Annotated in this window: 10 protein-coding genes; 5 read left to right on the top strand and 5 right to left on the bottom strand. The window is 46.3% G+C overall.

The annotated features are described in order from the left end of the window. The first annotated feature begins 5 nt into the window (after positions 1-5). The 3 genes from BLU98_RS04770 to BLU98_RS04760 all read left to right on the top strand — a co-directional run bounded on the left by BLU98_RS04770 (position 6) and on the right by BLU98_RS04760 (position 3,327). Entirely contained in the window at positions 6-1,166 is a 1,161-nt protein-coding gene (locus BLU98_RS04770) for a sigma-54-dependent transcriptional regulator (RefSeq protein ID WP_092722561.1), read from the top strand. Between the two features lie 82 nt (positions 1,167-1,248). After that, a complete protein-coding gene (gene lepB, locus BLU98_RS04765) occupies positions 1,249-2,766 on the top strand; it encodes a signal peptidase I (protein WP_092722559.1) in 1,518 nt (505 codons plus the stop codon). Between the two features lie 72 nt (positions 2,767-2,838). Further along, positions 2,839-3,327 carry a cytidine deaminase gene (locus BLU98_RS04760; RefSeq protein ID WP_092722557.1) on the top strand — a complete coding sequence of 163 codons (489 nt, stop codon included), beginning with the start codon at positions 2,839-2,841 and terminating at the stop codon, positions 3,325-3,327. Positions 3,328-3,383: 56 nt separating this feature from the next. On the opposite strand, the gene BLU98_RS04755 is transcribed toward BLU98_RS04760, so the two are convergent. The 3 genes from BLU98_RS04755 to BLU98_RS04745 form a co-directional block, all read right to left on the bottom strand. Beyond that, on the bottom strand, positions 3,384-5,420 hold the full coding sequence (locus BLU98_RS04755) for a T9SS type B sorting domain-containing protein (RefSeq protein ID WP_257574708.1): 2,037 nt from the start codon (positions 5,418-5,420) through the stop codon (positions 3,384-3,386). A gap of 83 nt (positions 5,421-5,503) precedes the next feature. Beyond that, positions 5,504-6,001, bottom strand: a complete 498-nt coding sequence (locus tag BLU98_RS04750) for a methylated-DNA--[protein]-cysteine S-methyltransferase (protein ID WP_092722555.1) — start codon at positions 5,999-6,001, stop codon at positions 5,504-5,506. A 15-nt stretch (positions 6,002-6,016) separates the two neighbouring features. Continuing rightward, positions 6,017-6,346 (bottom strand): tRNA-binding protein, encoded by a 330-nt coding sequence (locus BLU98_RS04745; RefSeq protein ID WP_092722553.1) that lies wholly within the window; start codon positions 6,344-6,346, stop codon positions 6,017-6,019. 39 nt (positions 6,347-6,385) lie between these two features. Between BLU98_RS04745 and BLU98_RS04740 the strand changes: the two genes are divergently transcribed. After that, on the top strand, positions 6,386-6,796 hold the full coding sequence (locus BLU98_RS04740; RefSeq protein ID WP_026770360.1) for an OsmC family peroxiredoxin: 411 nt from the start codon (positions 6,386-6,388) through the stop codon (positions 6,794-6,796). Between the two features lie 5 nt (positions 6,797-6,801). Here BLU98_RS04740 and BLU98_RS04735 read toward each other — a convergent pair whose 3' ends face one another. Continuing rightward, positions 6,802-7,671, bottom strand: coding sequence for a transglutaminase family protein (locus BLU98_RS04735; RefSeq protein WP_026773795.1), 870 nt, complete (start codon positions 7,669-7,671; stop codon positions 6,802-6,804). A 223-nt stretch (positions 7,672-7,894) separates the two neighbouring features. Between BLU98_RS04735 and BLU98_RS04730 the strand changes: the two genes are divergently transcribed. Continuing rightward, positions 7,895-8,968 carry a fatty acid desaturase family protein gene (locus BLU98_RS04730; RefSeq protein ID WP_092722551.1) on the top strand — a complete coding sequence of 358 codons (1,074 nt, stop codon included), beginning with the start codon at positions 7,895-7,897 and terminating at the stop codon, positions 8,966-8,968. Positions 8,969-9,009: 41 nt separating this feature from the next. Here the strand turns inward: BLU98_RS04730 and topA are convergent, their stop codons facing one another. After that, positions 9,010-11,607 (bottom strand): type I DNA topoisomerase, encoded by a 2,598-nt coding sequence (topA, locus tag BLU98_RS04725; protein ID WP_092722549.1) that lies wholly within the window; start codon positions 11,605-11,607, stop codon positions 9,010-9,012. Between the last annotated feature and the right edge of the window lie 37 nt (positions 11,608-11,644).

The following is an 11,644-nucleotide window of genomic DNA, read 5'->3' as shown; positions in this document are numbered from 1 at the left end:
GTACCATGCCCAATATTCTGATCATTGATGATGAACGCGCCATCAGGAGTGTATTGAAAGATATTCTCGGGAATGAAGGATTCAAAGTGGATGAGGCGGCGGATGGAGAAGAAGGACTGAAAAAATTTACAACCTCTACCTACGACATTGTTTTGTGCGATATCAAAATGCCCAAACTCGACGGATTGGAATTCCTGCAAAAAGCCACTGATCACAACCCGGAAATACCGGTGATCATGATCAGTGGGCACGGTAATATAGAAACAGCAGTGGATGCTGTGAAGAAGGGGGCTTTCGATTATATATCCAAGCCGCCCGATCTCAACAGGTTGCTGATCACCATCCGCAATGCGATGGACAGGACTTCGCTCGTAAAAGAGACCCGGGTGCTCAAACGCAAAGTATCCAAAGTACAGGAGATCATTGGGGAGAGCGAAGCCATTGTAAAGATCAAAGAGACCATTGATAAAGTAGCACCTACCGATGCCAGGGTGCTGATCACCGGTGAGAATGGCAGCGGTAAAGAATTAGTAGCCCGCTGGCTGCATGAGAAGAGTAACCGTGCCGGCGCACCGCTGATAGAAGTGAACTGCGCCGCTATTCCCAGCGAGCTCATTGAAAGCGAATTGTTCGGCCACGAAAAAGGCTCTTTCACTTCAGCCATCAAACAGCGTATCGGCAAATTTGAACAGGCACATGGAGGAACGCTTTTCCTGGATGAGATAGGTGATATGAGTCTGGGCGCGCAGGCTAAAGTGCTGCGTGCACTGCAAGAGGGCAAGATCACCCGGGTGGGTGGTGAAAAAGAAATATCGGTAGATGTGCGTGTAATTGCCGCCACCAATAAAGACCTACTCAAAGAAGTAGATGCCAAGAGCTTCCGGCTCGACCTGTACCACAGGCTGGGCGTGATATTGATACATGTGCCTTCGCTGAATGAGCGGCGCGATGATGTGCCCCTGCTGGTTGAAAAGTTCCTGACCGATGTGGCAGAAGAATACGGGCAGGTCAAAAAGGGAATCGATAAAAAAGCGTTGGACGCGTTGAAGCAGCACAACTGGACCGGCAATATCCGCGAACTGCGGAATGTGGTGGAGCGACTCATCATTTTATCGGGTAAAGAGATCACCGCGGCAGATGTAGCGGCGTATGTACTGCCCAAATAGCATTTATTTAAGAAAACTTTGACCTTCTGAAAGCCCGGAACTGGGTGAAAAGGATATTTTTGTTACTACTTAATCGGACAATATGGGTTTGTTTTTATGCATTATTTATGTGGTTGGCTGGCATATCGGTTTGTATGGTATGTTTAAAAAAGCGGGACTCACTCCCTGGAAAGCGCTGATTCCTTTCTACAATACCTGGCTCATTGTTCAGCAATGCCATATACGCAAATACTGGTTTTGGTTGCAGCTGATTCCTATAGCGGGACAATTCATTACCATCTGGATCACCATCATCTTTGTAATGCACTTCAAGCGGTTCAACCTGATACATCATACGCTTACCGTACTGGTGCCCTTTATTTACCTGCCTTATCTCGGCTTCTCCAAAGACGAAAAATGGTATGGTGAAGCAGGCTTCCACAGTTATCGGAAGCCGGTATCGAGGGAATGGATCGATGCAGGTGTATTTGCCGTAGTGGCGGCTACCATCATCCGCACGTTTATTTTTGAAGCGTATGTGATTCCTACCGAGAGTATGGAGAAGACATTGCTGATCAATGATTTTCTCTTTGTGAATAAAATGACCTACGGCGCCCGCATTCCGCAAACGCCGCTCAGTTTTCCTTTTGTACACAATACCATGCCCTTCTCGCAAACAACACCTTCTTATATTAAAGCGGTGCAGTTGCCATATAAGCGACTCTATGCTTTTTCAGAAGTAAAACGGAACGATGTGGTGGTGTTCAATTTTCCCGCCGGAGATACCATCATCAATCATCCCGATTATGGCAGTAAGGTTACTTATTATGATGTGCTGCGTACCCAATACAAGGGTAATCGCGAAGAAATGATGGCCGATGCTTCGCTGCCGCCCATCATTGTACATCCGATGGATAAAACCGATAATTACATCAAACGTTGCGTGGCGGTAGGAGGAGATCTGCTACAGGTAAAAGAAGGCGTATTATATATAAACGGACAACCTGCCCTGGTTCCGCCCAATTCACAAACAGAATACCTGGTTACCACAGATGGCAATGCTTTGCCGGAAGAACTCGTAAAAGAATTGGGGATCGACACGGAAGACAATAACCGCATGCAACTACGGCCTGTTACCAATACACCAGGGTTGTATGTGATCAATATGACACATGCCGAGGCGGAGATGGTGAAGAAGCAGCCACACATTAAATCGGTAACACCGCACGTTGATAATTTTGTGGGCAATACTTTCCCTAACGACGACGCCAATTACCCCTGGTCGGTCGATAATTACGGGCCCATCCGAATACCTAAAAAAGGAGATGTGCTGCCGCTCAATCCGCAAACCATTGCGCTGTACAGGAGATTGATCGCTACTTACGAACACAACAAACTGGAAGAGCGTGACGGCAAATATTTCATCAACGGAAAAGAAGCGAATACTTATACCACGCAATACACTTATTACTGGATGATGGGAGATAACCGCCATCGTAGTCAGGATAGCCGTTACTGGGGTTTTGTACCCGAAACACATATCGTAGGAAAGGCCTCGCTGATCTGGTTCAGCTGGGATAAGGGCTTGCGCTGGAAGCGCTTGTTTAATAGTATCAAATAGATTATCTTTATTTACCGTAAGGGGTCCTCATCGCTTTGGCGTTGAGGACTTTTTTGTCTAAATAAGTTTGCCATGAAGCAAATGCATTATGGTTTTGATTACGAAGTATATGATGGCATCGATCAGCTTGCACCCCAGGATGCCCGGTTACTGGCCCAGGCCCGTGAAACGACGCAGATAGCCTATGCGCCATATTCTGAATTTAAAGTAGGGGCTGTAGCGATGCTCGCCAACGGAAAAGAGATGAAGGGAAGCAACCAGGAGAATGCGAGTTATCCTGTGGGTATCTGTGCCGAACGGGTGCTGCTTTCGGCAGCTTCTTCACTTTGCCCGGGAGTGCCGGTTACCACGCTTGCCATTAGTTACCACAACCAGCATGGAGCCAGCGATCACCCTGTATCTCCATGTGGCCTTTGCCGGCAGAGTCTGTTGGAGCACGAGACACATTTTAAAACGCCCATTCGCATCATCATTAGTGGTATGGAAGGGAAAGTGTACATCATTCCGGAAGCGAGCATGTTGCTGCCTTTGAGTTTCACAAGTAATGATATGAGTTTGTAATTCAAAATGCATAACTCAAAATATAAAAACACTCAAATTCTATTTTGGCTTTTGCATTATCTTATTAATACAGCCGTTCCATTCATAAACAACTTTTGCCCCGTGTCTTTATGAGTGAACTCAAGTGTCCACACATAAGTACCACTGGGTTGTTGCATGCCGTTGAGCGTGCCATCCCATTTTTTGCCCGGATCCCCCGATTCAAAAATGATTTGCCCATACCGGTTGAAGACCCGGAATATCATATTGCCGGCTTTGAAAGCGTTGAGCGGGTAGAGATAATCGTTCAACCCATCGCCATTGGGTGTGAATGCCGAAGGAACCGCTATATAACAACTAACCAATAATGTAATACTTCGATAAGCAGTATCACTGCAGTGACTATTATTGGTGGCAACCAACTGGGCAGTATAAGAACTGATGCGAGAAACCAGTGGGTAACGTTGTGCAGGTGGCGACTGCACCATACTGGTAGTGCCATTCCCGAAATTCCAGTTCCACTTGATAACCCCACTGGCACTGGTACTGGCATCTGTAAAGACGAGGGTATCGGAAGGGCACAAAGAATCCCGTGCATTAAAAGCTGCTTTTACGGTCAGGTCGGGCAATGTAACCGAAGTTGCTGCTGTGTCGCTGCATTTGCCATTGCTGACCAGCAAGCGAATCTTTTTTGTGCCAAACGTATTGTATTTTAATACGGGGTTCTGCACAGTGCTGATATTGCCGTCGTCTATGCTCCAGTTCCATTGGCTGGCGTTGTTGTTACCATTATGCGTGAGCAGAAGGGTATCGTATTTACAACCGGTATTGACTGTTGGCTGAAAATCGGCTGTAACAATATTTTGTGTGGTAAAACGGATAGAAGAGCCGGCAGGAGTACTTTGCCCGCATACATTGATGAGTGTATTGCCATCAGTACCATTGCGCAGTGTTACTACAAACGTGCCGTTTGTTTTGATAGGCGCGGTAAGCAAAATGTTGATGAGGGTAGATGCCCCACCGCTGCAATTACCTGTTGCACTTTTAATAGTAACCGGAACAGGGCCTGTAATAACAAAGTCACTGCCATCTTCCGAAATGGAGTTGCAATTGATGGGGTTCTTGAATACCAGTTGGAGTGTGTCGGTGATACACAGCACGGGACGAATACTGTCCATCGGTGTGGGAGCAGCAGGGGTAAAACTCAGGCTGGTATTGGATCCGGCAGCCAGTTGGTTATCACAATTGTCAACCAGTGTATTGCCATCAGTGCCCACTTGTGCCGTTACCTGGTAGGTGCCGGGTGCGAGTGTTCCATTCAGTTTCAATAGTATGGAATCTGAATCAAAACTGTTGCCGCATCCATTGCCGGTAGCAGAAACGATAGATACATTGCCTGGGCCACTGACTTTAAAATCGCTTCCATCGGCATCAATACTCTTGCATTTTATTTTTTTGTTCAACACTACAACGATCTCAGTGCCATCACACACCGCATAGGCATTTCTAATAAGCGGTACTATGGGATTTACAATACTAGCAGTACCACCACCGAAAGATAAAGTGTAGCCACTTTGTGTATCGGAAAAATGACTGACCAGTAATATGTATTGGTGACCTACAATGAGTGCGGGCATAATACTGAATGTTGATACACCCTGGTCGGGAGAAGAAGAGCATTCATATGGATTACGAGCATTAGCCGAAGTACCTGTTGGACCATAGGAACCAGACCAGTTTGCAGAAACATACAACGACGGGTCAGTATAGACATCCATGGGATCGTGATTGGTAATATCGAATAGCTGCCAGTCATAGTCTTCATTTTGTGCTAAGGGTGTAATAACAAAGCCCAATGTGCCGGCAGTATAGCAGGTGAATTTGTACCAGAAAGGATTTTTGTCTGTATAAATGGTTTGGTTTGAACATAAGGTATGAACAGTCTTACCACCGCAAATAGGCACAGACTGCTGCGAAAACGTGGTGCTGCCACAGACAGGAAAAGCAGAGTATGGGTTTTGTCCCAATGTAGAACATGCCTGTTGGGAAATCCCCGGCTGTAAAATACCAAGCAGCAATACCACAAGCACACAAAGTCTGGGCATGAATTTCATCACACGAAAATACCGGATTATGCGGTTTGCTTATTGACTTTGTAATGCCATCGATCGTTGCTTAGATGCTGGATAAAATCAACTTAAAACAAGGTCTGCACCCCATGTGCAATTTTAAATTCGAGCTGGAGCAGCCATTTCTTACGCCACATACCTCCCGCATACCCTACGAGCGACCTATCGCTTCCGATAACGCGGTGACAGGGAACGATGATGGCGATATTATTCTTGCCATTGGTGCTGGCGGCGGCGCGGATGACTTTGGGATCGCCAAGCCGTTTAGCGAGATCCATATAGCTGATGGTTTTGCCGTAAGGAATCTCAAGCAGTTCTCCCCAAACCCTTTTTTGAAAGTCGGTGCCTTCCTGGTGTACAGGTAATTCAAAATTTCTACGGCTGCCGTGGAAAAATTCGATCAGTTGTTCGGTGCACTGGTGCATGATCTCCGTAATGCCGGGTTCGCCATGCGTGAGTTGATCGGGATTGTCAACAAAAGTCACTTCACCAATATAATGCTCCGTGCCTCCGATCTTCAGGAGGCCGATGGGGCTTTCGTAGTAAGTGTAGTGCAGTTCTCCCATGGTTAGTGTTGGGGGTTATCCTACCCGTTGTCCGTTGGCAACTTCCCGGTCGGGCTGTAATAAAATTACCTGATTATTTTCATCATACACACCCAAAACCAGGCATTCGCTGAAAAAATTGGCAATTTGCTTGGGCGGGAAATTCACTACAGCCAGTACCTGGCGTTTCATAAGCGACTCTTTGGAGTAATGATGGGTAACCTGGGCCGAACTTTGGCGGATACCGAGCGGACCGAAATCGATCTTTAACTGGTAGGCGGGTTTTCTGGCAGCGGGGAAATCATTAACTTCCAGAATGGTTCCGCTGCGGATATCGATTTTTTCAAAATCTGCCCAACTAATCATATATCATTTAATTTTGGTAAAACTAAAAATAACACATTTATGAAACGTACTGCAACTGCCGTTTGGAATGGCTCCGGCAAAGAGGGAAACGGACACCTGACCACCCAGAGCACTACCCTGAACAAAACACAGTATTCGTTCAATTCCCGTTTTGCCGATGGTGTGGGTACCAACCCCGAAGAACTGATGGCCGCTGCACATGCCGGTTGTTTTACCATGAAGCTGAGCTTTGTGCTCGGGGCTGCAGGCTTCACGCCCGATTCTATTGAAACCCAGTGTGCCATTACCCTGGAAGACGGCGTTATCAAAAGTTCACAACTGACTACAAAGGCCCAGGTGCCCGGTATTACAGATGCCCAGTTCCAGGCCGCTGCCGCTGATGCCAAAGCCAATTGCCCGGTGAGCAAAGCGTACAAGATGGACATTACTTTGGAAGCCAGCCTGGTTTAATATGTTCAACTGAAAAGATCTGCCAGCTTCACCAGTTCCTTCTGTTTGTATTCATCTTTTGGACTGGTGAAGCATTTGGCTACTTCCTCCAGCAATACCTGTATGATCCTTTTGTGCGAGAGCGGCTTGAAATAAAATGAAACAGGAGGTACTGAAATCCTTTTGAAATAATTTTCTATATCTGCGTGCGAGTAGGCATGACCCGAAGTGGGGTCTATGTAAAAATGTATTTTGTTTTTGGGATTGCCTTTGTAGGTGTCAGGGTCAAAATCGGAATGGAAAAAAGCAATCAGGCATTGCCTTGGTATATTGATGATCCGGGCATTGATATCCAACAACTCACAAAGCACCTGGTAAACAATGGCATTGCTGAGTGTATTGCCCTTTTTTGATTCCAGCACTTTGTGCATGAAAAAATCATCGGGGTTCGTATGGGCAATTTCCGATCCTTTGAGGTTGTAATAATTGTACAGGATGCTCGACAATACGTTGGCCTGCTCAAGCGGTGTTAGAAAACTGTTCAACTCCAGCCATACATTGCGACGAATCTTTTCAATATCCTGTAATACGGGTGTTGTGTGCAGATCGGGATACTGGAATTTGCACACAAGCAGGGAACCGAAAAGCAGGTCGTTATAGGGACTATCGCGCCACTCCGTAAGATCGTTTTGCAGGTCTGTATAATGAAGCCGGTGGATGATCATTTCAATCCGTTCCTGCGTTTCTTCGTTCAGGGTGGTTTCCCAAAGATGCTCCAGGTTAGGGATAATGCCCTTGCCGTACCCCAGGATCTTTTCTGAAATCGTGGAATATACTTCCTCATCGGGGTCATCTATGAGGTTGAACAGGGCGTTTATTTCTCGGGTCTCCTGCATAAGGCTAGTTGGTTCAACACATAATCCACACCAAACTACGCTAAAATTCTCCAGATAATCGTATGCAAGTTTTCCCACTTGTGTGGAAATGTGATCTTTATATTAAATAATAATTCGCGAGATCTTACGTTGATTTTAACAGATTGGAAGAAAAAAAGTGCACGCGAAAATGCGTCGTGACGAACAGAAAGGCTACCTTGTGCCGCCTTAACCAATGCTGTATATGTCGCAATCCGTTGTTCCCAAATTCCCTGCTGTTCAAAAATCCCTGCATACTGAATTGAAGAAGCGTGTACAGGCTTATTTTGACGAAAAAGGGATCGATTCCACAGGTAACCCCAGGCTCTTTACCAAAGCATTGCTGATGGTATTGGGTTTCATCGCCGTATTTGTTCACCTTGTTTTTTTCACACCGGTCTGGTACCTGGCTTTGGGTGAATGTGTGGTGCTGGGTGGATTGGTAGCAGGGATTGGTTTCAATGTTATGCATGATGGCAGCCATGGCAGCTTCAGTACGAACAAGGGATGGAATCGCATTGCCGCTTCTTCCATCAGCCTGCTGGGCGCGAATCATTTTATGTGGAACATGAAGCACAATATGATCCACCATAGTTTTACCAATGTAGACGGGGTGGATGATGATATTGAGATTGGCGCATTGATGCGCATGGCGCCTTCACAAAAGCGATACAAAATGCATCGCTTCCAGCATTTTTATTTTTGGGCCCTGTATATGCTGTTGTACCTGTTCTGGATCTTTTTTTCAGATTACAGTAAATATTTTTCACGCAAGATCGGCAATGTGCCATTGAAGAAAATGAGCGTGAAAGACCATATTGAATTCTGGGGTGTTAAACTTTACCATATTCTTGTATTCGTTGTCATTCCCGTCATTTTTGTAGGCTGGCTGAGTTGGCTGGTCGGTTTCCTGGTCATGAGCCTGGTTGCCGGATTCATCCTGAGCATTGTATTCCAACTGGCCCATACGGTAGAGCATACGGAATTCCCCGTGGCCGATACAGAATCACACAAACTGCCCGATGAATTCGCGGCCCACCAGATCAAAACAACAGCCAATTTTGCTACCCGTAATAAACTGGTTAGCTGGCTGGTAGGCGGACTGAATTTCCAGATCGAACATCACCTTTTCCCCAAAATATCGCATATTCATTACCCCGCTATCAGCGAGATCGTAAGGAAAGTATGCATGGAATATCAATTGCAGTATATCGAATACCCCAGCATGCGCCAGGCAGTGGCCGCACATGTAAGATTTTTAAAACAAATGGGAAGATGAGTGAATTGCCCAATTGTGTAATGAACAATTGAGCAATTCATTTATCTTTTTGTTGTAGTCGCCTTTTTAGTTCCGGTAGCTGTCTTTTTTGCGGCTGCCTTCTTGGTTGCTGCTTTCTTTTTTGGAGCGGCTTTTGTTTTCTTGGCAAAAGCATTGGGCACCTGCTCTTCAATCATTTTTTTCACCTCTTCAACGTTAATATCCGCCAGTGTTTCAGCGGTGTATTTGTTGCCGTCAGGTGCTTTACCCAGTTTGAGCATTTTTTTGTTGAAGCGAATGAAGGGACCCCAACGGCCGTTCTCGATAGAGATTTTTTCTTCAGGCCACTGTTTGATGAACCGGTTGGCTTCTTTTTCTAATTTCTTTTCTACCAGTTCATTGATATCCTGCTGACTGAGATTGTCAAAATTATAAGCACGGGGGATATTGATGAACATATCGTTCCATTTGATAAATGGTCCGAAACGCCCCTTGCCTTTGGTAACAGGGAGCTCCTGGTAATAACCGATGGGGGCGTCGGCCTGTTGTTTTTCTGCGATGAGTTGTATTGCCCGGTCCATATCCATTTCAAAAAGGTCTTCGCCCTTGGGTATGGAGATGAATTGTTCTCCCAGCCTGATATAAGGACCGAACCTGCCCACATTCACCGCCACTTCCTGTCCTTCATATTCACCCAGTATACGTGGCAGGGCAAACAATTCCATGGCTTCTTCCATGGTAATCGTTTCAATACTTTGTGTGGCTTTGAGTTTGGCAAAACGGGGTTTTTCTTCATCATCAACCTGGCCAATCTGTACCATGGGGCCATAACGACCCATACGGGCAATCACTTTTTTGCCGGTGGCAGGGTCAATGCCCAGTTCTCTTTCTCCTTTGGCGCGTTCTGCGTTTTCGAGTGTATGCTCAATGTCTTCATGAAAAGGTTTGTAGAACGAATCGATCATATTGCTCCAGCGCGTTTTGCCTTCGGCGATCTCATCGAACTCTTCTTCTATACGGGCGGTGAAGCCGAAGTCCATCACTTTTTTAAAATGTTGTTTCAGGAAATCGGTCACAACACTGCCCAGGTCGGTAGGGAAGAGCTTGTTTTTTTCTGCACCGGTATTTTCAACCAGTACTTCTTTTTTTACCTGGTTGTTTTTGCCCAGTTTCAGTAAACGTACTTCTCTTTTTACACCATCCTTATCGCGCTTCTCTACATAGTTACGCTTAATGATGGTGGAAATAGTAGGCGCATAGGTGGAAGGCCGGCCGATACCCAGTTCCTCTAATTTTTTAACCAGTGATGCTTCCGTATAGCGCGGGGCAGGGCGGGTAAATTTTTCAACTGCTGTCATCTCCCTGAATTCGGGATGCTGCCCTACGGCCAGGGGTGGCAGGATACCTTCATTGTCTTCATCTTCATCGTCTTTACCCTCGAGATATACTTTCAGGAACCCATCGAATTTCATCACTTCACCGGTAGCGGTGAGGGTTTCATTGTTGGTGGAAATATTGATCCTGGCAATCGTCTTTTCGAATTCGGCATCGCTCATTTGTGAGGCGATGGTCCTTTTCCAGATCAGTTCATAGAGTCTGCGGGTCTCTTCATCGGCCACTGTATGATTACTCATATAAGTAGGCCTGATGGCTTCGTGGGCTTCCTGCGCACTCTCGTTCTTGTTCTTGAATCTGCGGGGCTGGTAATATTCTGCGCCATAACTGGAAGCCACTTCCTTATGTATGTCCTGCATGGCCGTATCGCTCAGGTTGATACTGTCGGTACGCATATAGGTGATCTTACCGCTTTCGTATAATTTCTGCGCCAGCAACATGGTCTTGGTTACGCCATAGCCCAGTTTACGGGCCGCTTCCTGTTGAAGGGTAGAAGTGGTAAAAGGAGCGGTAGGCGTTCTTTTAGATGGTTTTACCGTTACATCGGTAACAGTGTAAGTGGCATCTTTACAGCCATTGAGGAAAGCTTCGGCAGATTCCTGAGAGGCCAGCTTGGCCGGCCCATCTGCCTTGAAAGCGACCGGCTTACCATTTATATCTTCGGCGGCAAATAAAGCCTCTATTTTAAAACTGCTTTCGGGAACGAACTGGTTGATCTCTCTTTCCCTTTCCACGATAAGTCTTACGGCCACACTTTGTACCCGGCCGGCGCTGAGGCTGCGCTGCATGCCTATTTTACGCCAGAGTACCGGGCTCAGTTCAAAACCCACCAGCCTGTCCAGCACTCGGCGGGCCTGCTGGGCATTGACGAGGTTCATGTTTATTCTCCTCGGGTTTTCCACCGCTTTTTTAATGGCTGGTGCTGTAATTTCATGAAAAACAATGCGTTTGGTGGTTTTGGGGTCCAGCCCCAATACTTCGGCAAGGTGCCAGCTGATGCTTTCCCCTTCACGGTCCTCATCCGATGCCAGCCATACTTCATCGGCCTTTTTGGCCAATTGTTTCAGTTCACGGACTACTTTTTCTTTCTCGCCGGGAACAATATAACGGGGCTGATACTGGTTATTCAGGTCAATGCCCATATCGTCTTTTTCCAGATCGCGGATATGGCCATAACAACTTTTTACCTCGAAATCTTTTCCAAGGATATTTTCAATTGTCCTGGCTTTTGCCGGCGACTCAACGATCAATAAATTCTTTGCCATGTAATGCAATATTAGGCCAAACCTGCAAAATGCAAAA

This window comes from Hydrobacter penzbergensis, from assembly GCF_900106985.1.
Classification (GTDB): Bacteria; Bacteroidota; Bacteroidia; order Chitinophagales; family Chitinophagaceae; genus Sediminibacterium; species Sediminibacterium magnilacihabitans.
This window is presented reverse-complemented; position numbering and strand designations above follow the sequence as displayed.

Bases quoted from the DNA above. Each gene is read 5' to 3' on its own strand.
- topA (WP_092722549.1), bottom strand. From the start codon at position 11,607: ATGGCAAAGAATTTATTGATCGTTGAGTCGCCGGCAAAAGCCAGGACA.
- BLU98_RS04750 (WP_092722555.1), bottom strand. From the start codon at position 6,001: ATGGGAGAACTGCACTACACTTACTACGAAAGCCCCATCGGCCTCCTG.
- BLU98_RS04740 (WP_026770360.1), top strand. From the start codon at position 6,386: ATGAAACGTACTGCAACTGCCGTTTGGAATGGCTCCGGCAAAGAGGGA.
- BLU98_RS04745 (WP_092722553.1), bottom strand. From the start codon at position 6,346: ATGATTAGTTGGGCAGATTTTGAAAAAATCGATATCCGCAGCGGAACC.
- BLU98_RS04755 (WP_257574708.1), bottom strand. From the start codon at position 5,420: ATGAAATTCATGCCCAGACTTTGTGTGCTTGTGGTATTGCTGCTTGGT.
- BLU98_RS04735 (WP_026773795.1), bottom strand. From the start codon at position 7,671: ATGCAGGAGACCCGAGAAATAAACGCCCTGTTCAACCTCATAGATGAC.
- lepB (WP_092722559.1), top strand. From the start codon at position 1,249: ATGGGTTTGTTTTTATGCATTATTTATGTGGTTGGCTGGCATATCGGT.
- BLU98_RS04730 (WP_092722551.1), top strand. From the start codon at position 7,895: ATGTCGCAATCCGTTGTTCCCAAATTCCCTGCTGTTCAAAAATCCCTG.
- BLU98_RS04770 (WP_092722561.1), top strand. From the start codon at position 6: ATGCCCAATATTCTGATCATTGATGATGAACGCGCCATCAGGAGTGTA.
- BLU98_RS04760 (WP_092722557.1), top strand. From the start codon at position 2,839: ATGAAGCAAATGCATTATGGTTTTGATTACGAAGTATATGATGGCATC.